This window comes from Kitasatospora sp. NPDC059673 (genome assembly GCF_042734215.1).
Lineage (GTDB): Bacteria > Actinomycetota > Actinomycetes > Streptomycetales > Streptomycetaceae > Kitasatospora.
In genome coordinates, this window is the sequence record NZ_JBHWEN010000009.1 from 72,551 (window position 1) to 94,378 (window position 21,828).

General features: G+C 71.6%; 18 protein-coding genes and 1 CRISPR repeat array. Of the genes, 12 read left to right on the forward strand and 6 right to left on the reverse strand.

The features are described 5' to 3' along the window. The first annotated feature begins 59 nt into the window (after positions 1-59). The 4 genes from ACFV18_RS13250 (at position 60) to ACFV18_RS13265 (ending at position 3,678) form a co-directional block, all read left to right on the forward strand. Positions 60-491 carry an AhpC/TSA family protein gene (locus ACFV18_RS13250; RefSeq protein ID WP_380482491.1) on the forward strand — a complete coding sequence of 144 codons (432 nt, stop codon included), beginning with the start codon at positions 60-62 and terminating at the stop codon, positions 489-491. Positions 492-571: 80 nt separating this feature from the next. Continuing rightward, the gene (locus ACFV18_RS13255; RefSeq protein ID WP_380482493.1) at positions 572-853 is read left to right on the forward strand and encodes a hypothetical protein; all 282 of its coding nucleotides are present in this window, start codon (positions 572-574) and stop codon (positions 851-853) included. A gap of 61 nt (positions 854-914) precedes the next feature. Further along, positions 915-2,510, forward strand: coding sequence for a serine/threonine-protein kinase (locus ACFV18_RS13260; protein ID WP_380482496.1), 1,596 nt, complete (start codon positions 915-917; stop codon positions 2,508-2,510). Positions 2,511-3,171: 661 nt separating this feature from the next. After that, positions 3,172-3,678 (forward strand): RICIN domain-containing protein, encoded by a 507-nt coding sequence (locus ACFV18_RS13265; RefSeq protein ID WP_380482498.1) that lies wholly within the window; start codon positions 3,172-3,174, stop codon positions 3,676-3,678. A 176-nt stretch (positions 3,679-3,854) separates the two neighbouring features. Here ACFV18_RS13265 and ACFV18_RS13270 read toward each other — a convergent pair whose 3' ends face one another. Beyond that, positions 3,855-5,093: a benzoate/H(+) symporter BenE family transporter gene (locus tag ACFV18_RS13270; RefSeq protein WP_380482500.1), complete on the reverse strand. Its 1,239-nt coding sequence runs from the start codon at positions 5,091-5,093 to the stop codon at positions 3,855-3,857. Between the two features lie 190 nt (positions 5,094-5,283). On the opposite strand from ACFV18_RS13270, the gene ACFV18_RS13275 reads away from it, so the two are divergent. After that, positions 5,284-6,480, forward strand: coding sequence for a GDSL-type esterase/lipase family protein (locus ACFV18_RS13275; protein ID WP_380482502.1), 1,197 nt, complete (start codon positions 5,284-5,286; stop codon positions 6,478-6,480). A 56-nt stretch (positions 6,481-6,536) separates the two neighbouring features. Here ACFV18_RS13275 and ACFV18_RS13280 read toward each other — a convergent pair whose 3' ends face one another. Beyond that, positions 6,537-7,214, reverse strand: a complete 678-nt coding sequence (locus ACFV18_RS13280) for a response regulator (protein ID WP_380482505.1) — start codon at positions 7,212-7,214, stop codon at positions 6,537-6,539. Further along, a complete protein-coding gene (locus ACFV18_RS13285) occupies positions 7,211-8,569 on the reverse strand; it encodes a sensor histidine kinase (RefSeq protein WP_380482508.1) in 1,359 nt (452 codons plus the stop codon). The genes ACFV18_RS13280 and ACFV18_RS13285 overlap by 4 nt, the downstream gene beginning before the upstream one ends. A 291-nt stretch (positions 8,570-8,860) precedes the next feature. On the opposite strand from ACFV18_RS13285, the gene ACFV18_RS13290 reads away from it, so the two are divergent. The 3 genes from ACFV18_RS13290 (at position 8,861) to ACFV18_RS13300 (ending at position 11,747) form a co-directional block, all read left to right on the forward strand. After that, positions 8,861-11,053 (forward strand): MMPL family transporter, encoded by a 2,193-nt coding sequence (locus ACFV18_RS13290; protein ID WP_380482510.1) that lies wholly within the window; start codon positions 8,861-8,863, stop codon positions 11,051-11,053. A gap of 179 nt (positions 11,054-11,232) precedes the next feature. Further along, positions 11,233-11,505 carry a transposase gene (locus tag ACFV18_RS13295; RefSeq protein WP_380482512.1) on the forward strand — a complete coding sequence of 91 codons (273 nt, stop codon included), beginning with the start codon at positions 11,233-11,235 and terminating at the stop codon, positions 11,503-11,505. Beyond that, entirely contained in the window at positions 11,484-11,747 is a 264-nt protein-coding gene (locus tag ACFV18_RS13300; protein ID WP_380482776.1) for a transposase, read from the forward strand. The genes ACFV18_RS13295 and ACFV18_RS13300 overlap by 22 nt, the downstream gene beginning before the upstream one ends. 176 nt (positions 11,748-11,923) lie before the next feature. Here ACFV18_RS13300 and ACFV18_RS13305 read toward each other — a convergent pair whose 3' ends face one another. Next, a complete protein-coding gene (locus ACFV18_RS13305; protein ID WP_380482513.1) occupies positions 11,924-12,757 on the reverse strand; it encodes an NAD(P)H-binding protein in 834 nt (277 codons plus the stop codon). Between the two features lie 559 nt (positions 12,758-13,316). Further along, a CRISPR array of direct repeats spans positions 13,317-13,902; the repeat unit is 29 nt; unit sequence CTGCTCCCCGCGCCTGCGGGGATGGTCCC. 499 nt (positions 13,903-14,401) lie between these two features. Between ACFV18_RS13305 and ACFV18_RS13310 the strand changes: the two genes are divergently transcribed. Both ACFV18_RS13310 and ACFV18_RS13315 read left to right on the forward strand, forming a co-directional pair. Continuing rightward, positions 14,402-14,977 carry a hypothetical protein gene (locus tag ACFV18_RS13310; RefSeq protein ID WP_380482516.1) on the forward strand — a complete coding sequence of 192 codons (576 nt, stop codon included), beginning with the start codon at positions 14,402-14,404 and terminating at the stop codon, positions 14,975-14,977. A gap of 92 nt (positions 14,978-15,069) precedes the next feature. After that, positions 15,070-15,636, forward strand: coding sequence for a DUF4262 domain-containing protein (locus ACFV18_RS13315; RefSeq protein ID WP_380482518.1), 567 nt, complete (start codon positions 15,070-15,072; stop codon positions 15,634-15,636). Between the two features lie 2,467 nt (positions 15,637-18,103). On the opposite strand, the gene ACFV18_RS13320 is transcribed toward ACFV18_RS13315, so the two are convergent. Together ACFV18_RS13320 and ACFV18_RS13325 are read right to left on the reverse strand one after the other, a co-directional pair. Continuing rightward, on the reverse strand, positions 18,104-18,409 hold the full coding sequence (locus ACFV18_RS13320) for a hypothetical protein (protein ID WP_380482521.1): 306 nt from the start codon (positions 18,407-18,409) through the stop codon (positions 18,104-18,106). Continuing rightward, complete coding sequence (locus ACFV18_RS13325; protein WP_380482523.1) at positions 18,406-19,566, reverse strand: anion permease; 1,161 nt, start codon at positions 19,564-19,566, stop codon at positions 18,406-18,408. The genes ACFV18_RS13320 and ACFV18_RS13325 overlap by 4 nt, the downstream gene beginning before the upstream one ends. A gap of 179 nt (positions 19,567-19,745) precedes the next feature. Between ACFV18_RS13325 and ACFV18_RS13330 the strand changes: the two genes are divergently transcribed. After that, the gene (locus tag ACFV18_RS13330) at positions 19,746-21,338 is read left to right on the forward strand and encodes a recombinase family protein (protein ID WP_380482525.1); all 1,593 of its coding nucleotides are present in this window, start codon (positions 19,746-19,748) and stop codon (positions 21,336-21,338) included. Continuing rightward, complete coding sequence (locus tag ACFV18_RS13335; RefSeq protein ID WP_380482527.1) at positions 21,311-21,499, forward strand: hypothetical protein; 189 nt, start codon at positions 21,311-21,313, stop codon at positions 21,497-21,499. The genes ACFV18_RS13330 and ACFV18_RS13335 overlap by 28 nt, the downstream gene beginning before the upstream one ends. Positions 21,500-21,828 lie beyond the last annotated feature (329 nt).

The following is a 21,828-nucleotide window of genomic DNA, read 5'->3' on the forward strand; positions in this document are numbered from 1 at the left end:
GTGTTCGAGTTCGAGGGCGCCGATGGTGTAGGCGACCAGCGCGTGCAGGGCGGCGGCCCGTGCGGGGCCGTCCAGCCCGGCGGCGGGCCGCCGGCATTCGCGAGGCGGCCGTCTTCCACTCCCCCGCCCCGGAGCTCCGGCCGTACGCCGACGACCTGCCGTTCACCCTGGTCGCCGACTCCGAGCAGCGCCTGTACCGCGCGTACGGCGTCGAGCACGGCGTCCGCGCGCTGCTCGACCCGCGGGCCTGGCCGGCCATCGCACGGGGCGTGCTCCGCAGCATCCCGCTGATCCTGCGCGGCCGCGAGCGGCCCCCCGCGTCCCGCCCGCTCGGCGGCCGGATCGGGCTGCCCGCCGATTTCCTGCTCGCGCCCGACGGCCGCATCCTGGCCGCCCACTACGGCACCCACGCCGCCGACCACTGGACGGTCGACCAGGTACTCGCCCTCGCCGCCGAGCACCGCGAAGCGCCGCTGCACCAGCCCGGCTGAGCCCGCACGATTGGGCGCCGCCCAGCCGGGCACACGCGGAAGAAGACCCCGTCCGACCCGCGAGGAAGGGAGCCGGCGCCATGGACGAAATCCCGCAGAGCGGCGTGCCCGCGCCCGAGCCGGACCACGAGAAACTCCGTGAAGAACTCCACGAAGAACCCCGCGAGGAGCAGCGCGAGGACTTCCGCGCCGAAGGCCGTCCGCCGACCGTCACCCACGACTGGCCGCCGGACGAGGAGGCCGCACCCGCCAGCACGCTGCGCCGGCCGGTCCGGGAGGCGCACCGCGCCGAAGGCCGTCCGCCGACCGTCACCCACGACTGGCCGCCGGACGAGGAGGCCGCGCCCGCCGACGAGCACTGACGCCCCCGGACCGGCCCGTCCGACTGCACGGGTGTCCGCCGGTGCCCCTACGATGACCGCCATGATGACAGGGGGCGCGGGCGCCCAACTCGTTGACGGCCGTTTCGAGTTGCTGGGTCGGCTCGGTGGCGGCGGGATGGGTCTGGTGTGGCGGGCCAGGGACACCGTGCTGGAGCGCGAGGTCGCGCTGAAGGAGGTCCGGCCGCCGGACCCGGCGATGCTCGCCGCCGACCCGGCCGCGGCGTTCGAGCTGCGCGAGCGGGTGCTGCGCGAGGCGCGGGCGCTGGCCCGGCTCCAGCACCCGCACGTGGTGACCATCCACCACATCGTCGACTCCCCCGAGCTCCCGCACCCCTGGCTGGTGATGGAGCTGGTCGCCGGGGGCTCCCTCCAGGACCGCCTCGCCCGCGGCGCCCTCTCCCCGCAGGAGGCGGCCAGGATCGGCCGTGGCGTCCTCTCCGCACTGCGCGCCGCGCACACCGCCGGCATCCAGCACCGGGACGTCAAACCCGCCAACATCCTCCTGCGCGCCGACGGCACCCCCGTCCTGACCGACTTCGGCATCGCCGCGCTCAGCGAGTCCACCAGCCTGACCGCCACCGGCGCCCTGATCGGCTCCCCCGAGTTCATCGCCCCCGAACGGATCCGCGGCCACGAGGGCGACCCGTCCTCCGACCTGTGGTCGCTCGGCATGACGCTGTACGTCGCCGTCGAGGGCCACCACCCGCTGCGCCGCGCCACCAGCATCGCCACCCTGGCCGCCGTCCTCGACGAGCCGCTCCCCCCACCCGTGCGCTCCGGCCCGCTCGGCGCCACCCTCACCGCCCTGCTCGCCCGCGACCCGGCCGACCGCCCCGACGCCGACCGGCTCGACCGTCTGTTCGCCGCCGCCGAGCAGGGCATCGACGGCACCCTGGGCGGCGGAACCTTCGCCCCCACCCAGCTCAACACCACCGGCGCCGCCACCACGTACTCCCCCACCGAACTCAACGGCACCACCCGCCAGTTGGCCCCCCGCCGCCGACGCACCGCCCCGCTCCTGGCGGCCGCCCTGGCCGCCGTCGCGGTGGCGGGCCTGCTCGGCTGGCAGTTCACCGACAGGCTGCGCACGCCCGACGGCCACCACGCCGCCACCGGCTCCTCCGCCACCGGAGCCACCGGGACCACCGGAACCACCGGAACCACCGGAACCACCGGAACCACGGGGACCACCACCACCGAGAATCTCCTCACCCCGGACGGCGCCCGCGCCCTGGTCGACTCGATCCGGGCCGCCACCGGCGACGCCACCATCACCCAACTGGTGATCCACCCGGAGTTCGCCAGTGCCAAGGTGGTGACCAAGGACAACCCCAAGCACTACGACGACGTCAGCTACCGCGCCGGCAAGATCACCAGCAAGCCCGGTGGCACCCTCGGCACCAACGAGAAGCCCGTGGACCTGACCCGGATCGACTGGACCCAGCTCCCGTCGGTCTTCACCAAGGCCCAGACCGAACTCGGCGTCCCCGCCCCCAAGTCCCGCTACCTGATCGTCGACTACGGCTGGTTCGCCGACGAAATCACCATCCGCTACTACCTCTCCGACGACTACGGTGGCGGCTACCTCTCCACCGGCGCCACCGGAAAGGTCCTCAAGGTGGCCAAGTCCGGCTGACACCAACCCTCTTCGCCGTCAGTCGGCCATGAACCACAGGTAGTTGCCCGGCATCGCCGCACCCGCTTCGAGCATGGCGTCGAGGGCGAGCAGCGCCGACCTCCGACACTCGGAGACGCAACGCTCGGTCAGCACCGCAAGCTCCCGGCGGGCCACCTCGGCCCCTGCTCGTTGATCACGGCGTCCCGGTACGGATCCACCCCCACCGAGCACCCTCGCGCCACGCAGTCCGATCGCGCTCAACGCCCGCGCCGGCCCCTCGCCCCGCCCCTCCTACGTGTCCGATCGTTCCGCCGGGCATCCGTCGGCGACCGCAGAAATGTGTCCGCGATCTGCCAACCCGATGCGGAACCATTCCGGCGGGACGAGCGTTTCGGAGCTGCCGAGAAAAAGAGTTGACGGTCCATCATATCCTGTGCAGTCAAGCCAGGTTGGCGAGCTCCGGAGCCCGGAGAACGGAAGAAGTTCCCTGGTCGTCCCGGCCGACTCACGGTTGCGGTGAGGCTCGGACCGGCGCCGGGCTTGCGCGCCGCCCTCAGTTGCGGATGGCAAAGAAACTGTCATGAAACAGCCAACAGGATCCCCTGGCGAATCAGATCTCGCGACCGATAGAACCGTATCGGGGGGAAGATCCCCTCCGTCTCATCGGGAGGATTCAGTCATGAAGAAGCTGGCACGCATGCTCGCGGTTCTGGGCTCGGTGGCCGCCCTGCTGTTAGGAGTTGCCACCCCCAGCCAGGCCGACGACATCTTCATGTGGGACCCGGCCGCTCGCTACCTGCTCCAGAATGTGAACAGCGGTCAGTGCCTGGTCGTGCAGGACAGGGACAACGGCAATCCCGCCTTCCAGTACCCCTGTTCCAACTACATGGACCAGAGGTGGTGGTACACCTCACTCGAAACCCTGGTCAACAACAACTCGGGCAGGTGCCTGGAGATCGCCGACTGGCGCACGGACAATGGCGCTCCCGCGCGTCAGTGGCAGTGCACCGGGGGTGAGAACCAGCGGTGGCGGGTGCGCTCGAACGGCTGGGCCGGGATCGAGTTCATCAACGGTCATTCCGGCAAGTGCCTGGTTGTGCGGACCCTCAACAGCGGGCAGCAGGCCGCCCAGTACGACTGCAACAACCCTCCCTACCTGGACCAGCTCTGGCGGCTTCGCGCCTGACCCGCCGGCCTCCCGACAGCCCCACTGCCGCTCGCAGCGGGGCTCGTCGCGTTCCTGCGGCAGTAACGCTTCGTTCCTGTCCGGACCCCGGCCGTCGCCCCAGGGCCCCTTGCACCCCCACCGCCGAACGCAAGGGACCCACCCACGCACGCGCACAAATCCGGCCCTCCCGGCCATCAGCGCCGGCCGCGCAGCCGAGGAAGCCCTCCGGGCGTGACCGCGTGGGTGGCGAGGCCGAAGATCAGGCCCCAGAACGCGGAGCCGATGCCGAACAGCGTGGTGCCGGAAGCGGCGGCCAGCAGCGTCACCACGGCGGCGTCGCGGCCGGGTTCGGGGGTGAGCGCGGCGGCGAGGCTGTTCTGCAGCGAGGCGAGCAGGGCGACACCGGCGACCACGGCGACCAACTCCTTCGGCAGGCCGGTGAACAGGCCGACCAGGACACCGCCGAAACTGCCGACGAGAACGTACAACGCACCGGACGACATGCCGGCCACGTAGCGGCGACGCGGGTCGGGGTGGGCCTCGGGGCCGGAGCAGATCGCGGCGGTGATGGCGGCCAGGTTGACGCCGGGCGAGCCGAACGGGGCGAGCAGGACGGAGGCCCCGCCGGTCACGCCGATCAGCAGGCGGTCGTCGGGGCGGTAGCCGAAGGCGCGCATCACGCCGAGCCCGGGGGCGTTCTGCGAGGCGAGCGAGACGATGGTGAGCGGCAGCGCGAGGCCGACCAGCGCGGGCCAGGAGAACGCGGGGGCGGTGAGCACCGGCACGGTCGGCCCGCCGGATCCCGGGTGCAGCCGAAGCCCGACCGTCAGCGCGGCCAGCACTCCACCGGCCACCAGGGCGATCACCACGGCGTAGCGCGGCGCGAGACGCTTGGCGAACAGGAACGCGACGAAGCTCCCGACCACCAGGACGGGTGCCCCGTGCACCGCCCCGAAGATCCCGGTGCCGAAGGAGAACAGGATCCCGGCCAGCATCGCGTGCACGACGCCTTCGGGCACGGCGGCGATCAGCCGGCCGAACCAGCCGGTGATGCCGAACAGGGTGACGGCGACGGCACTCACCAGGAACGCACCGACAGCCTCCCGGTACGGGTAGTGCCCCAGACTCGTGACCAGCAGCGCCGCCCCGGGGGTCGACCAGGCGGTCACCACCGGCGTCCGGGTCCACCAACTGAGCGCGAACCCGGTGACACCACTGCCGATCGCCACCGCCCAGATCCACGACGCGGTGTGCGCAGCGTCCAACCGCCCGGCCGCGGCCGCCGCGAGCACCACCACCAGCGGCCCGGAGAACGACACCGCGACACACACCAGCCCGGCGAGCAGGGCCGGCCCGGACACATCCCGCCGCAGGCTCCGCCGTTGCTCCTCAACCGCCCCGGCTTCTGATCGGACCGTCAGATCGTCTGTCATTCGGGCAGTATCCCGGGGAATCGGCCGGGAGTCGCCGACGGGTCAGCCCCACCCCGAGCCCTCGCCCACCACCGGGGTACCACCCACGACTGGCGCCACAAAGGCTTCGCATCACACCATCACGACCACACCATTTGCCTAAGCCACTTAGGGAGATGCATGATGCGCATAGGCGATCGAAGGAGAGGCCATGGCCACCAAGGCGGAAGCGACGAGCACCGACGCGCCGGACTGGATCACCACCCCCATCACCCCCCAACTCCTGCGCGGCCACCTCGACTTCGAGGTGACGCCGCACGGCCTGCTGCCGCACCGGTTGCCCGACCGCGCGCGGCGGCAGGTGCCGGACCAGCAGTTGGCCGTCGCGGAGGCGCAGCCGTCGGGGGTTCGGGTGGTGTTCCGGACGGCGGCCACCCGGATCGAGCTGGACACCTTGCCGACGAAGCGGGCCTACCGGGGCTTCCCGCCGCCCGCCGACGGGGTGTACGACCTGCTGATCGACGGGCGGCTTACGGCGCAGGCCACGGTGGCGGGCGGCAACCTGCGCACCGTCACGGACTTGGTGACGCAGGCCGCCGAGCTGACCGAAGGGCCGGTCGGCACGGCCCGGTTCGAGGGGCTGCCGGGGCGGGCGAAGGACGTGGAGATCTGGCTGCCGCACGCCGAGGTCACCGAGCTGGTCACCTTGCGCACCGACGCGCCGGTCGAGCCGCTGCCGGAGCGCGGGCGGCCGGTCTGGCTGCACCACGGCAGTTCGATCAGCCACGGCTCCAACGCGGCGCACCCGAGCGGGACTTGGCCGGCGATCGCGGCGGCGCGCGGCGGCGTGGAGCTGGTCAATCTGGGTTTCGGCGGCGGCGCGCTGCTCGACCCGTTCACCGCCCGCGCGATCCGGGACGCCCGGGCGGACCTGATCAGCCTGAAGATCGGCATCAACGTGGTGAACAGCGACGCGATGCGACTGCGCGCGTTCGGCCCGGCGGTGCACGGCTTCCTGGACACCGTGCGCGAAGGGCACCCGCGCACCCCGCTGCTGCTGGTCTCCCCGATCCTGTGCCCCCTGCACGAGGACACGCCCGGCCCGCTCATGCCGGACTTCACCGGCGGAACGCTCCGCTTCCGGGCCACCGGCGACCCGGCCGAACGCGCCGCCGGCCGCTTGACGCTCACCGTGATCCGCGACGAACTGGCCCGCATCGTCGGGCTACGGGCGCTGGACGACCCGCACCTGCACTACCTCGACGGCCGTCAGCTCTACGGCGAGCGCGAGTACGCCGAACTCCCCCTCCCGGACGGCCTCCACCCGGACCAGGCCGGCCACCGCCGGATCGGCGAGCACTTCGCCCGGCACGCCTTCGGACTCGACCGGCCCTTCCGTAGCCGGTGAGCGGCGCCGCCCGCCGAGGGCTTCTCGGTTCCTGACCGGACGCGACCCGCAGGGGGTCAGGCCCGGTGCGGGGTGATCAGTCCGGATTCGTAGGCGGCGATGACGGCCTGGGCGCGGTCGCGGACGTCGAGTTTGGCGAACAGGCCGGTGATGTGGTTCTTCACCGTGGACGGGCTGATCTCCATCGCGTCGGCGATCGCGGTGTTGTCCAGGCCGGTGGCCATCAGCCGCCAGACCTCGCGTTCGCGCGGGGTGAGGTCGTCGGGGACCGGGGCGGCGGCCGGCGGGGCGGGGCGGGGGGCCCGGACGTGGGTGGCGATCAGGCGGGTGAGCAGGCGGGGTGCGACCACGGCGTCACCGGCGTGCACGGTGCGGATCGCGGCCGCGAGGTCCTCCGGGGAGACGTCCTTGGGCAGGAAGCCGTGGGCGCCGGCCCGCAGCGCGGCGACCACGTACTCGTCCAGGTCGAAGGTGGAGAGCGCGAGCACCCGGCAGTCGGGAACCAGACCGGCGAGCTGTTCGGTGGCGGCGACGCCGTCGAGGACGGGCATCCGCAGGTCCATCACCACCACGTCGGGGCGCAGGCGCTGGGCGAGGGCGACGGCCTGTTCGCCGTTCTCGGCCTCGCCGACCACCTCGAAGGACGGGTCCGGGGAGAGGATCAGCGAGAGTCCGCGGCGGACCAGGGGCTGGTCGTCGGCGACCAGGACGCAGATCGCGGGGGCGTCGTTCATGCGGGCACCTCTCCGTACCGGGGCTCGGCCCCGGCCGTCTCCTCGGCGGTCGGGGGCTCGACCCCGACCGTCCCGTCTCCGTACCCGGGTCCGGCCCCGGCCGTCTCCTCGGCGGTCGGGGGCTCGACCCCGACCGTCCCGTCTCCGTACCCGGGTCCGGCCCCGGCCGTCTCCTCGGCGGTCAGGGGCAGTTCGGCCAGCACGGCGAAGCCGCCGTCGGGGTGCGGGCCGCAGCTCAGGCTGCCGCCGTGCAGGACGACGCGTTCGCGCATGCCGATCAGGCCGTGGCCGCCGCTCTCGCCACCCCCGCCGTGACCGCCGCCCTCACCCACGCCGTCGTCGCGCACCAGGACCACCACGGCGTCCGGGCGGTAGGTCAGGCGGACGGTCGCGCGGGCCGCCGGACCGGCATACTTGCGGGCGTTGGTCAGGCCCTCCTGGACGATCCGGAAGACCGTCAGGCCGAGGGTCGGCGGCAGCGGGCGCGGGGTGCCGTGGACGGTCAGCCCGGTGGGCAGGCCGGCCCGGCGGGAGTCCTCCACGAGCCGGTCGAGGTCGTCGGCGCCGGGCTGCGGGGCGGGCGGGACGGCGTCCGGTTCGTCGCCGGCCCGCAGGACGTCCAGCAGTTGGCGCATCTCGCGCAGCGCGAGCCGGCCGGAGGACTCCAGCGTGATCAGGGCGTCCCGGACCACCTCGGGGTCGGCGAGGTTGGCGCGGGCGCCGCCGGCCATCAGCTGCATGGTGGTGATGTGGTGGGCCACGATGTCGTGCAACTCCCGGGCGATGCGCCGCCGTTCCTCGGCCACGGCGCGGTCGGCCAGCAGTTGGCGGTTGGCGGCCACCTCGCGCTGCCAGCGGGCGACCGCCAGTCCCGCGCCCGCCACCAGCAGGCCGGAGGACGGTGCGGCGACCACGGCCTGCCAGTCGGGCATCCGGAAGTGGCTCTGGGTCAGCACCGTCAGCACCGAGGTGACGGCGATGGCTGCGGCGGTCACCCGGAGCCGGCTGTGGCGGGCGAGCGTGTACAGCGCCACCGTCAGGACGGCGCCGAAGTGGATGCCGATCGGCTCGGCCAGGTTGGTGCCCGCCTGGAGCAGCAGCACGCCGGCGAACATCGGCACCGGGTGGGTGCGCCGCGCCAGCAGCGGCAGCCCGGAGATCAGGGCGAGCAGGAAGCCGGGCACGCCCGGACCCCCTTCGGCCGCGGCGAACAGCAGGTAGCCGAGCACGTCCAGCAGGCCGGCGCCGACGGCCACCAGGGCGTCGGCCTGGCTCCACGGCAGGCCATCCGGCCGGCGACGCGAGGCCGCGCCCGCGCCCGGTCCGGCCGTCCTGGGACCCGCCGTCCCCCTCATGTCCCAACTCCCTGGTTCCCGGCCGTCCCCGGGTCGCTGATCTGCAGTGATGGCCCCATTCTCGCACCGGCCGGACGGGCCCGACATGGGCCCCCGGAGGCAGCTCGCCCTGGGAGCACGGTCCCAGACCCGGACGGACGGCGGGAGCGGGGGCCCCACCGCGGATCGTCCGTCGCCAGGACGCCCCGGCCCGAACCGACTGATGAGCTGTGATCAGGCCGGGAACTCCCGGCGCAAGCACCGACGTTCACGCCCATCGGCGGCGCGCGCGTCCATCAGCGGGAGGGTTCCGTGATCCGCGCACTGACCGGATTCGCCACCAGAAACGCCTGGAAGGTCATCGCCGCCTGGGCGGTGCTGGGGATCGGCCTGACGATGCTCGGCCCGCTGCTGTTCGAGCGGGTCACCCAGTCGCAGTCCGGCGACTTCCTGCCCCGCAGCTACGACTCGGCGGCCGCGCTGCGGATCGCCGAGGACCACTTCGGCCTGGACCCGGACGCCACCGTCGTCACCGTCCTGGTCGCCCGCACCGACGGCCGGGCGCTCACCGACGACGACCAGCGGCGGATCGAGGCCGAGGCGGACCGGCTCGGCAAACACCGCGTCGTCATGCCACGCAAGAAGGACGAGCCGGCCTTCCTGCTGCCCGACCACTCGCAGACCCCGAAGGTCGCCCCGGCGATGCTCGCCCCCGACCGCAGCTTCGAGCTGCTCGCCGTCGAACTGACCGGCGACTCCTCGAACGAGGGCGTGCAGGGCGTCTACCGCACCTTCCGCGACGACGCACGCGAGCGGTTCGCCGGCGCCGGGATGCGCACCGGCTTCACCGGCGGCCTGGCCGACGCGGCGGACTCCGCCGACGAGCACCGGACGGCCGCGACCATCGGCAGCGCGCTGCTGGCCGGGCTGATCGTGCTGCTCAACGTGCTGGTGTTCCGCAGCGTGCTGGCGGCCGTCCTGCCGCTGCTGGCGGTCGCGATGATCGGCGGCGCGGCAGGCGGGGCGGTGGCCGGGGCGGCGGCGCTCACCGGGCTGAAGCTGGCCCCGTCGACGTCGAGCCTGATCTCGGTGGTGCTGCTCGGCATCGGCATCGACTACCTGCTGTTCCTGCTGTTCCGGTTCCGCGAGCAGCTGCGGGCCCGGCCCGAACAGCCCGCCCGGGAGGCGGCGGCCGAGGTCGCGGGCCGGGTCGGCACCGCGATCACCTCGGCCGCGCTGACCATCGTCGCAGCCTTCGCCACCCTGGGCGTGGCGAGCTTCGGCCAGTTCCGTTCGCTCGGCCCGGCCGTCGCGGTCGCCGTGCTGGTCATGCTGCTGGGCAGCCTCACGCTGATGCCCGCCCTGCTCGCGGCGTGCGGCCGGGCGATGTTCTGGCCGTCCCGCGCGCTGCGCCGCCCGGCCCGGGAGGGCTTCGCCGGACGGTTCGGCGAGCTGGTCGCCCGGCGACCGGCGGCCCTGCTGCTGGCCTCCGTCGCACTGCTCGGCACGCTGACCGCCGGGGCGGTCGGAATCCGGATGGACTACGGCCAGGGCGGCTCCTCGGGCACCCCGGCGGCGGCCACCGCGGCCGAGATCTCCCGGGCGCTGCCCGCGGGCGTCTCCGACCCGACCACGGTGTACCTCACCGCGACCGACGGCGGCACCGTCGAGGCACGCCAACTGGACGGCCTGGCCCAGGCGTTGGCCCAGGTGGACGGCATCGGCCAGGTCGGCCGGACGGTCCTCGCCCCGGACGGCCGAGCCGCCCGCATCGACCTCTACCCCACCGCCGACCCGCAGAGCAAGGCCGCCCGCGACCTGGTCTCCGGCCCCATCCGCGCCACCGTCGCCGCGCACACCCCCGCCGGAACGAACGCCCACGTCGGCGGCACGGCGGCGATCTTCGCGGACATCTCCACCGCCGTCGATCACGACCTGACGCTGGTCTTCCCGGTCGCGGCGGCGCTCATCGCCGGCATCCTGCTGCTGCTCCTACGCAGCCTGCTGGCCCCGCTGGTGCTGATGCTCGCCGTCGGCGCGGGCTTCACCGCCACACTGGGCGCGGCCACCCTGCTCTTCCAGCACCTGCTGTCCGAACCCGGCGTCAACTTCACCCTGCCGCTGGTGCTCTTCCTGTTCGTGGTGGCGCTCGGCACCGACTACAACATCCTGATCACCGACCGGATCCGCGAGGAGATGCGCCGCCCCGGCTCCGCCCGTGCCGCCGTCGCCCGTGCCGTCCGCCACACCACCCCCACCATCGCCACCGCCGGCCTCGTCCTGGCCGGCTCCTTCGCCACCCTCGCCGCGACACCCGGCACCGAACAGATCGCCTTCGCCCTCACCCTCGGCATCCTGCTCTCCGCCGCCGTCCTCTCCCTCGCCCTCGTCCCCGCCCTCGCCGCCCTCCTCGGCCGCACCCTCTGGTGGCCCCTGCGCCCCACCCCGCGCGAACACCCCTCCGAGCCGACCCACCTCCCCTCGCCGGCCCGTCAACCCCTGTAAGAGGGTGCTCGACGGGGGAATCCCCCAACTGACCGGCTTTGATCGGCACAGCACGGACCCGGTCCCATGACCTCGTGGCGGCCGGGTCCGTGTCCGCGACAGTCATCAACCGTGCCGGAACGGAACGACGCCGGTACCCCTCGGACCTGAAGGACGATCAGTGGTAGCCCATCGAACCGATGCTGCTGCGATGGCGCGCGGCCCGCGCCGAAGGCCGTGAGCCGACCACCGAACTGCGCGAGGTGGCCAACGCGATCCTCCACGCCGCCCGGACCGGAATCGCCTGGCGGTACCTGCCGCACGACTTCCCGCCCCACACCACGGCTACTTCAAGGAGTGGAAGCGCGACGGCACCACCCAGCAGATCCACGACACCCTCCGCGACCAGCCGCGGGCGAAGAAGGGCCGCCGCACCCTGCCGACCGCGGCAATCACCGACGCCCAGTCCGTGAAGGCCTCACCCAACGCCCCCGCCGACTCGCAGGGACTCGACGGCGACAAGAAGACCAAGAGCCGCAAGCGACACATCGCCACCAACACCCCCGGCCCGCTGCTGGTCCTGATCGTCACCGCCGCCGGCGTCCAGGACTCCGCCGGAGGCCGGCAGGTCCTCGACACCCTCGCCAACCGGTGGCCGACCGTGACCAAGGCCTGGGTCAAGACCGCCGAGCGCGTGGAACCCAAGGCCAGCTGACCCGACTGCCGGTCCATGACCGGCGAAGACCTCCTCGACCTCCAGGTCGAGGAGGCCTTCGCCGTCGGCGCCGGGTTCGCCACCCAGGGTCCTCCCCGCGTGCGCGGGGATGCTTGTCGGCGTACACCGGAACGTGCCCAGTCGCGTAAGAGTGACCCCGCTCAAGGCGAGGAAGCTCAGCGGAAGGCTGCAACGTTCTCCGATGCCCACTGTTGGAAGGGCCTGGCCGCTGAGCCGGTGACCCGTGCAACCGTATCGCGCACCCGCTGCAGTGCCTCGTTGACATCTCCGCCCATCACGTCGAGCACCGCGTCCGCAGTCTCGGCGCCGAAGACCGCGGTCATCTGAGCGTGGGCCTCCTCCCGGCTGATCTCGGCGAACGGCACCTCCTGTCCGAGTGCCGCCGCGACGGACTCGACCTGCTGACGGGCTGTCACCTGTTCTGGACCGGTCAGTGCGTATGTCCGGCCCCGGTGACCGGGCTCGGTCAGAGCGACGCGCGCGACGGACGCGATGTCCGCGGGGTGGATCGTAGGCAGCCCGATGTCCGCGTACGGCATGCGGACCGTCTCCTGCTCTCGGATCGACGCCGCCCACATCAGGGCATTCGAGGCGAACTGTGTCGGCCGGAGGATCGTCCAGGCCATGCCGCTGTCCTGGAGCAGCCGCTCGACAGCGAGATTCTCTGCGGCAGGGCCGAGGTGCGGATGGGTCTGGACGGTGATGGACGAGACGAGCACGACATGCTCCACGCCCGCCTGCCGGGCGGCCTCGAGGATGTCGGCGTCCGGACCCAGGCGTGACACGAGGAACAGCGATCGCACACCCTCCAGAGCGGGTTTCAGTGACGCTGTCTCGGCGAAGTCGCCCTCGACGACCTCGACCCCTTCAGGGAACGCGGCCCGTGCAGCATCACGGGTGAGTCCCCTGATCGGGCCGGCACCGCACGCCTGCAGTTCCTTCAGCAGAACACTTCCGATGTTCCCGGTGGCCCCTGTCACGAGGATCACGAGCGTCTTCCCCCTTCGTCGGACGATCAACTGGAAGGGACCCTAGAGATTCAAGCGCGCTTCAAGTCAAGACGGCCCTCGGCGGTTCGCCGGGCACGTCATCCGTACCTGCCTGAGCACCTTCGCGGGTACGCCGACAATGCTCCCCGGACCTCCGAAGCGGTCGCCCGGATCAAGCGCCGCTCCCCGCACGCGCGGGGATGATCCCTGGCGACGGGCGACACGTTCGGACGCTCACCACTGCTCACCGCACGCGCGGGGATCGTCTTGACGTCAGCAGACCGTCGGGCAACACGGCCGGATTGCTCCCCGTGCACGCGGGCGTCGTACTGCCGTGGGAGCATCCACCCACGCGCCACTGCTCCTTGACACCTTCACAGCACCACTGATCCCGGAGGGCGGCGCCGTTGCACTCGAACGCCGCCGGCCGGGCCAGCCCGAGACCGAAGCGGCCCGCGCCGACAGCCGCTCCAGAAAGAGCCGGACGTCGTTTATGTCTGAACCTCTGGAAGTGGGTCATTTCCGCGTCAGCGGCGTATGACACCGCAGGTCAACGAGTCTGCTCCCCGCGCCTGCGGGGATGGTCCCACCTGCGAGGAGCGGGCGTTGGTCTGCACATCCTGCTCCCCGCGCCTGCGGGGATGGTCCCTGTTGTCGACGACCAGGCGCAACCCGCCCGCTCTGCTCCCCGCGCCTGCGGGGATGGTCCCCCGCACACCGGCAAGGACGACTGAACCGGCCGGGCCCGAACCTGCTCCCCGCGCCTGCGGGGATGGTCCCGAGGTGCGACGCGTGTTGCACCCGCGCGCTCACTGCTCCCCGCGCCTGCGGGGATGGTCCCGACTCGCCGCCGCCCTCGGCCGCACCACCCTGCTGCTCCCCGCGCCTGCGGAGATGGTCCCGCCGGATCGCTGGCGGCGCGTTCGTTCAGCTCCTGCTCCCCGCGCCTGCGGGGATGGTCCCGCAGCCTGGCTGGTGCTGACGGGTTTACCCAACTGCTCCCCGCGCCTGCGGGGATGGTCCCTGCTGCCGATGTTGGAGGCGGTGTCCCAAGCCTGCTCCCCGCGCCTGCGGGGATGGTCCCGCCGCCGTCGCGCAGAAGGGACGCCGGGCCGCCTGCTCCCCGAGCCTGCGGGGATGGTCCCCGCCTGCTCCACGAGTGGCAGGACTTCGCCGCCCGCCTGCACGACGCCGGGCGCCAGCTGCCCTGCCTGGTATGGCCCTGACCTGTGGCTTCACCCCTTCCTGATCTTCCTTTCGGGGCTACTCGGAGGACGGTCGGAAGGGGGTCGTCAGACAGCCAGCTCACATTGAGGGCACATCCCTCCAGAAGTGCCCCCACCGGCCGTGCTGCCGCCGCCGGATGACCGCCCGTCGGTGCCCGGCGATAGCGTGTGCGCGCCCGCTCGTGGCCCGCGACTCGGAAGGCTCAATGGTGGATCATCAGCGTCCCTCCACGGAGGAGATCCTGGCACGCATGCCGGAACTCGCACCCTACGGCCGCGAGGCCGCTCTGCTGCGCCCCGAGCGTGGGGCACCCGAGGTCGGCGACAGCTCGATCGGCGGCCCGCTGCTGTGGCCCGCCGACGAACCGTGGCCCAGGTGCCCAGTGCGGGAGGACGACGGGCCGGACGGGTACCCACGATGGTGCCACTGGCGCAGATCCACACTCGTGACGCACCCGGCCCGTGGTGGCCGAACGGCGCGGACCTGCTGCAGGTGCTCTGGTGCCCTGTCGAGCACTGGGACCCGCCGGCCGACCAGGCCGACGGGAGCCCGGTGGTCGAACTGCGCTGGCGGCGCACCGCCGAGCTCTCCGGCCCTCCGGTGGCGGGCCCGCCGGAGCCGTCGATGCACTACGAGGACGAGTACCTGCCCGAGCCGTGCATCTTCTCGGTGGAGCACCTCACCGACTTCCCGTATCGCGAGGAGTTGCCGCCCGAACTGCGGCCCGCCCTCCAGCAACTGGTGAAGGACACCCACCCCCAAGGCAAGGACGTGATTACCCGCGTCGCCGGCTGGAAGCTCGGCGGCTGGCCGACCTGGCACCTCAACCACCCTCACCCATACGAGTGCGAGACCTGCGGGAACCGAATGACGCTGCTCTTCACGATCGCCAGTGACGACGTGACGGGCATCGTCGTCGGCCGCTGGGGCGAACTGCGGATCTTCACCTGCCCGGCCGACCACACGCACCCGTTCACCGCCGACCTGCACTGACATCCACTCGGCGCCGCCAAGCCCATCCCGCAGTGCCCGAGTGGGCAGCCCCCGGGGGCATTGCCACAATCCGCCGCCGTAGGCTCACCGGCATGGATCTCCCCGCCTGCGGCTGTCTGCTCTGCGACACCACCAGCGACAAATCCGCGTGGGACGCACGCGACAACCGCATCGCGGCGAACATCCGCGAGTACGACTGGAACGTCAACGGAGTCGCCGGCGGCGAACTGCCCGGCGACTGGTCCTACTCGATCGGACTCTGGCACACCCTGCGCAGCCCCGAGGTCAGCATCTTCGGCATCCCCTCGCAGACCGGCATGCGGATCGTCAACGCCCTCGCCCGCGAGATCCGAGCCGGGCATCCGCTCGAACCGGACCAGCGCCGCGACGACGTCCTGGGCAGCGGCCTCTCGGTGGCGATCCGGCCGGTCCACCCCAGCTGGTACCTCAGCTTCTTCGGCGCCGGTGTCGACTTCTACCAGCGACCGCCGCTGCCCATCACGCAGATGTTCTGGCCGGACAAGCAAGGACGCTTCCCCTGGGACGAAGGCGTGGACAAGACCTGCCGCACCACCCAGCCGCTCCTGTGGATACCCCGCGAGGAATCCACCGGTCCCTGGGCGAACGCCGAACCCGCCCAGTACCGACCTCACGAGTAACCGGAGCGGGGTCGATCTCGGTCACAGCCCCAGTCGAGCCCAGTCCGCGCCCGGATAGTCGGACTTGCGCTCCCTCGCCCTGCTGGACGGTGCCCTGACCGAGGAACTGTTCCCCGCGCCCGCAGAGATGGTCCCTGGGCCAGGGCCGCAGACCGTACGAACACTTCCTGCTCCCCGCACCCTCGGGGATGGTCCTCGCGAGGTGTCCAGAACGAAGAGGTTGTGCGACTTCTCCCCGCCCGCGCGGGGATGGCCCCCGAGCGGGAACCTCCCGCGGTTCCCACCCGGTCTACTCCCCGCGCCCTGCGGAGATCCGTCCTCGACGCTGCTGCGTACGACCACCAGGCCTGCGCCCCACTCGCGGGGATCGTCTCGCCGTCGGCAGACTGTCGGGCACCACGGCCGGCTGCTCCCCGTGCACACCAGCGTCATGCTGCCGTGGGAGTATCCCCCTACGTACTACTGCTCGTTGACACCTTCACCCCGCAGCTGAAGGGCGGCACCACCGCGCTCGAGCGGCGTCGGCCACAAGCCGGCCCGCGCCGGAAGCATCCGGGAAAAGGGAAAGGTCACTTATGCCCGAATCTCTGAAAGTGGGTAATTCCAGGGTCGGTGGCATGTAACGCCGCAGGTCAACAAGTCTGCTCCCCGCACACGCGGGGATGGTCCTGACGGTCGGTGGGCGGTGCCCGCGTACAATTCCTGCTCCCCGCACACGCGGGGATGGTCCCTGGGCGCCCATCACCTTGCTGGCCTGGCCCCACTGCTCCCCGCACACGCGGGGATGGTCCCTCGGAGATCGTCGTTCCGGACCTGTCGCTGTTCTGCTCCCCGCACACGCGGGGATGGTCCCGACGCACCGTCCGGCACATCCTCGGGCCGGTTCTGCTCCCCGCACACGCGGGGATGGTCCCATCAGCGCACCCCCGTGAACTCGCCGGTGACGCTGCTCCCCGCACACGCGGGGATGGTCCCAGACCCAGCATCAGCTCACATCAACTCAACCCCTGCTCCCCGCACACGCGGGGATGGTCCCAGGCTGGGGGCGATCGCGCCGCAGAGGGCGTCCTGCTCCCCGCACACGCGGGGATGGTCCCGGGTGGATCGTCACCTCGCTCGGTGTGTCAGCCTGCTCCCCGCACACGCGGGGATGGTCCCGCGGTCACGTTGGCGCGCTGATCGGGCTCGTTCTGCTCCCCGCACACGCGGGGATGGTCCCGGGCGGCGATGACGTCGGTGACACGGTAGATCCTGCTCCCCGCACACGCGGGGATGGTCCCCATCGGGATGCGAAGGCCATTTGGAGACCCCCCTGCTCCCCGCGCACGCGGGGATGGTCCCCAGACCATGGAGGCCTCCGCGGTGGCCCGGTTCTGCTCCCCGCGCACGCGGGGATGGTCCCGACGCCTCCGCGCCAGCCTGGCCACCGCGAAGCTGCTCCCCGCGCACGCGGGGATGGTCCCGCGTCTACCGGCAATGGCCGATCATCCCCCGACTGCTCCCCGCGCACGCGGGGATGGTCCCACGCCCTTGAGGTCTGCCGAGAAGTCGGCCAGCTGCTCCCCGCGCACGCGGGAATGGTCCCTCGCCATCAGGGCAGGCGAGTCGTGGGTTCGGCTGCTCCCCGCGCACGCGGGGATGGTCCCAGGCGCTGCTCAACACTTTCGTGAGCGGCGGTCTGCTCCCCGCGCACGCGGGGATGGTCCCTCCGGGCCGGGAGCGAGGGGCATATCGGCCTCCTGCTCCCCGCGCACGCGGGGATGGTCCCTGGGCGTAGTCCAGGGGCGGGGCCACGGTCTCCTGCTCCCCGCACACGCGGGGATGGTCCCGTCCGCAAAGCCACCATCGACGACCTGACGATCTGCTCCCCGCACACGCGGGGATGGTCCCCACGTGATGTCGCGCAGCGGTGTGTGCTGCCACTGCTCCCCGCACACGCGGGAATGGTCCCACCTCAGCCGACGGCAGCTCCGCGTGGGGCGACTGCTCCCCGCACACGCGGGGATGGTCCCTCGAAGTTCAGCGTGCGCACGTGTCGCACCCCCTGCTCCCGCACACGCGGGGATGGTCCCGGGTCGCAGCTGGGGTAGTCGGTGTCCAGCACCTGCTCCCCGCACACGCGGGGATGGTCCTCACGCCGGTCGCCATCGCGCCAGCATCGGTTCGACGAGCTGCCACTGATCGTCCTTCAGGTCCGAGGGGCACCGACGTCGCTCCGTCACAGTTGATCAATATCGCGGGCACGGACCCGGCCGCCACAAGATCACGGAACCGGGTCCGTGCCGTCACGACCAAAGCCGAACAGCTGGGGGAATCCCCTATCGAACACCCTCTGGGAGGACCCCTCGGCGGGAACTCCGTGGGCGGCAGGATCCGTCCCGGTCCGGGTGGGCACCGGCAGTCGGCTCTCCCCCGCCAACGCGGTCGCCCCGCAGCCCCGAACGCCCAACTGAGGGCGCCGGGCAGGTCATCTGTGGTTGACGATGACGGTGATGCCCCAGCCGATCGCGGCGAGCACCACCGCGAACATCAGCCCGGCCATGGCGCGAGCGACCGGCCCAGCGGCAGGCCGGTCGGCGGCGGGCCGGTCGGCGGTGGGCCGGTCGGCGGCAGGCCGGTCGGCGGCAGGCCGGTCGGCCGCAGGCCGGTCGGTGCCCGTTGCCGGGTTGAGCAGGCGCAGAGCGATCGCGAACAGGGCGGGGAGGCCCGCGCCAGTGAGCAGGCCGACCATGACGATCCGCCAGAGCGCGTCCAGGTTGATCCAGGAGTTCACGGGCTCACCTGGTCATTGGACTTGACCCGCTCGGGCACCACCGAGCCCGTCCATACGGCGTTGACGTTGTCCGGCGTGACGGCCGCCCGGCGGGACGCCACGAAGAAGGCCGCCGACGCCAGGACCAGCAGCACGAAGATCACCACCACTCCCGCCGTCCCGCCGATCCCGTCCGCCACCCAGTAGGCCAGCGCCCCGACCAGCGCGGCGGCCGGCAGCGTCAGCAGCCAGGCCGTCACCATCCGACGGGCGAGCCGCCAGCGGACCATGGCGCCGCTGCGGCCGATTCCCGAGCCCAGGATCGATCCGGTGGCGACATGGGTGGTGGAGAGCGAGTAGCCGAAGTCGGTGGAGCAGAGGATCACGGCCGCCGAGGCCGACTCGGCGGCCATGCCCTGCGGCGACTCGATCTCCACCAGGCCCTTGCCCAGGGTGCGGATCACCCGCCAGCCGCCGATGTACGTCCCCAGGGCGATCGCCACCGCGCAGGAGAGGATCACCCAGTCCGGCGCCTTCGACCCGGCGGGCAGGGTGCCGTTGGCGATCAGGGCCAGGGTGATGACGCCCATGGTCTTCTGCGCGTCGTTGGTGCCGTGGGCGAGCGAGACCATCGACGCCGAACCGATCTGGCCGTACCGGAACCCACGCCCACGCGCGTCCTCGGGGACCCCGCGGGTGAGGCGGTAGACCAGGACGGTACCGGCGGCGGCCACCGCACCGGCGATGAACGGCGACAGAGCTGCGGGCACGATCACCTTGGAGACCAGTCCCTGCCACTTGACGGCCGAGGCCCCGGCCGCCGCCACCGTCGCCCCGATCACCCCGCCGATCAGCGCGTGCGAGGAACTGGAGGGGATCCCGAGGAACCAGGTGGCCAGGTTCCACAGGATGCTGCCGGTCAGTCCGGCACAGACCACGGTCAAGGTCACCGCCCCCGTGGCCACCAGCCCGTTGGCGATGGTCGCCGCCACCGCGGTCGACAGGAACGCCCCGACCAGGTTCAGCACCGCCGACACCGCAACCGCGACCCGCGGAGGGAGAGCCCCGGTGACGATCGACGTCGCCATCGCATTGCCGGTGTCGTGAAACCCGTTGGTGAAATCGAACCCCAGCGCCGTGACCACCATCAACGCCAGGACCGCGTCGTTGCCGGTCACGGACCCGAATCTACCCCGCACCCCGCGCCGATCCCGGCCCCAAAACGACGCCCCGCACCGATCGGATCAGTCCCCCGACCGGGCAGCCGCACCCCGCTCGGCGGCACTGCGCAGTACACAGAACTCGTTGCCCTCGGGATCTCCCAACACACAGAACTGGATGTTCTGGAGTGTGAGAGATGGCAGCGGCATCTGTGCTGGTCAGGGGCTCGGAAGCTGGTCAGGGGCAAGGCGCGCTCCCCAAGTGGGACATGGAAGATGCGCGCAACCCACTGTCCGGCACGGTGTTCACCGAGACCCTTCGGGGTGTCCGGTGCATCCGGCTGTCCGTCCTCACGGACGAGACCACCAGCCCCGAGCGCCAGCGGGAAGCGTGCGACCACGTAGCCGGAGAGCTGCGGGTCACGTTCGGCGAGGGTGACGCGCTCCGCGAAGCGGTGGACCTTGACGTCAGCGCGTCCAAGACGTCCCCGTGGGAGCGCCCGCAGCTTCTCCGCTGGCTCAGCAACCCGGGCGCGTACGACGCGCTGGTGTTCTGGCGTTTTGACCGTGCCATCCGCTCCATGGGGCACATGTACGCCCTCGCCAACTGGGCGCGCGAGCACCGAAAGGTACTCATCTTCGCCGAGGGTCTGGGCGGGGGCCGGCAGGTGTTCGACTTCCGCAACCCCATGGATCCCATGGCAGAACTCCAACTGTTCATGCTGGCTTTCGCCGCACAGTTCGAGTCGCAGTCCATCAGCGACCGCGTGAGCGGCGCGCAGGCCGCCATGCGCAAGATGCCGCTTCGCTGGCGCGGCGGGGGTCGTCCGCCGTACGGCTACATGCCCGCCCCGATGCCCGAGGAATTCCGCGGCAAGGGCTGGACCCTGGTGCCCGATCCGGACGCCGTGGCGGTCATTGAGCGCATCGTCCGTGAGCTGCTGGAGGGAGCCACGGTGTCCGCCATCGCTGCGGATCTCAACGCCGATGGTGTGCTCAGCCCGCGCGACTACTGGGCCGACAAGATGGGCCGCGAGCGGGGCGGCAAGACCGGCGGAACGAAGGGCTCGCACGTCGTGCGGGAGACGTTCAAATGGACCCCGGCCGTCATAGCCCGGATGCTCCGCAACGAGGTGTTGTTGGGCTGGAAGATGCACAACGGCGTGCCTGTGCGGGACGACAAGGGCAACCCGATCATGTGCAGCGAGACGCCGATTCTCACCCGTGAGGAGTTCGACCAGATCGGCGCCGTTCTGGACGAACGCAGCATCAACAACGGCGACCGGTCCGACACGGACGCGCTGTTGCTGCGCGTCATCCACTGCGATTCGTGCGGCGGGCGCATGTACCTCAACAAGCAGGACGGCAAGCAGCCCACGTACAAGTGCAATTACCACGCCCGGGGCGACAAGTGCGAAGCGCCCGCGAACATCCGGGGAGACTGGGCGGACGAGTACGTGATAGCCGAGTTCCTGCGCCTGGTCGGCGGAATCCAGACCCGAACGACCGTGGTCGTCCCCGGGTACGACCCCGAGCCCGAGTTGAACGCGACCGTGGCCGAGTTCACCGCGCACCTGAAAATTCAAGGACAGCAGAAGTCCAAGCACGCCGCGAACGAGTGGCAGAAACGGCATGACGCGCTGGACAGCCGCATAGCCGAGTTGGAGTCCCGCGAGAAGACCGAGCCGCAGCGCATCACCACGGCCACCGGGCGCACCTTGCGGACGACTGGCAGGCTGCCGACACCGCAGAGCGGCGCGGCATGCTGGTTGACGCCGGAGTCCGGCTGAACGTCCGCCGGGGCACCCGTGGCGGGTGGCGCAAGCTCGACACCCGGCGGGTGGACTTCACCATGAACGGCGAACTCGACCCCGCCGCCGAGGAACTGTTGGCGGTCGCGCTCGACATTGAGTCCGAGGGAAGGTCCAAGCTGCTGCCCGCAGCCGCATAACGGCCCCATAGAGCCCCGAACAGCCCCGAACAGCCCCGGTCGGCCCCCCGTTGGTCGGCCGGGGCTCTCGTGTGCCCGCAGACGGGCGCCTGTGGCCTCGGGATCCGCCGGCCCCGGACCGGCCGACAGCGGCAAGAGGGGTGATGAGGTGGTGGTTCTTCCCTATTTTTTTGAACACATAGAAAAAACTAAGAAAAAACAGAAACAGGACCACTCTCGCCACCCCACCACCAGGACGGGAAACCTCCGCCCTTCACTACTTCCGAGACGGGAAACCTCTGCTCCCCATTACTTACGAGGGGGAGCGGGCAAGGTCCGGTCCCTACTCA

What these genes read in the sequence shown, in the direction of transcription:
- ACFV18_RS13255 (WP_380482493.1), top strand. Translation starts at nt 572, where the DNA reads ATGGACGAAATCCCGCAGAGCGGCGTGCCCGCGCCCGAGCCGGACCAC.
- ACFV18_RS13260 (WP_380482496.1), top strand. Translation starts at nt 915, where the DNA reads ATGATGACAGGGGGCGCGGGCGCCCAACTCGTTGACGGCCGTTTCGAG.
- ACFV18_RS13265 (WP_380482498.1), top strand. Translation starts at nt 3,172, where the DNA reads ATGAAGAAGCTGGCACGCATGCTCGCGGTTCTGGGCTCGGTGGCCGCC.
- ACFV18_RS13270 (WP_380482500.1), bottom strand. Translation starts at nt 5,093, where the DNA reads ATGACAGACGATCTGACGGTCCGATCAGAAGCCGGGGCGGTTGAGGAG.
- ACFV18_RS13275 (WP_380482502.1), top strand. Translation starts at nt 5,284, where the DNA reads ATGGCCACCAAGGCGGAAGCGACGAGCACCGACGCGCCGGACTGGATC.
- ACFV18_RS13280 (WP_380482505.1), bottom strand. Translation starts at nt 7,214, where the DNA reads ATGAACGACGCCCCCGCGATCTGCGTCCTGGTCGCCGACGACCAGCCC.
- ACFV18_RS13285 (WP_380482508.1), bottom strand. Translation starts at nt 8,569, where the DNA reads ATGAGGGGGACGGCGGGTCCCAGGACGGCCGGACCGGGCGCGGGCGCG.
- ACFV18_RS13295 (WP_380482512.1), top strand. Translation starts at nt 11,233, where the DNA reads ATGCTGCTGCGATGGCGCGCGGCCCGCGCCGAAGGCCGTGAGCCGACC.
- ACFV18_RS13310 (WP_380482516.1), top strand. Translation starts at nt 14,402, where the DNA reads ATGGTGCCACTGGCGCAGATCCACACTCGTGACGCACCCGGCCCGTGG.
- ACFV18_RS13315 (WP_380482518.1), top strand. Translation starts at nt 15,070, where the DNA reads ATGGATCTCCCCGCCTGCGGCTGTCTGCTCTGCGACACCACCAGCGAC.
- ACFV18_RS13330 (WP_380482525.1), top strand. Translation starts at nt 19,746, where the DNA reads ATGGCAGCGGCATCTGTGCTGGTCAGGGGCTCGGAAGCTGGTCAGGGG.
- ACFV18_RS13335 (WP_380482527.1), top strand. Translation starts at nt 21,311, where the DNA reads ATGCTGGTTGACGCCGGAGTCCGGCTGAACGTCCGCCGGGGCACCCGT.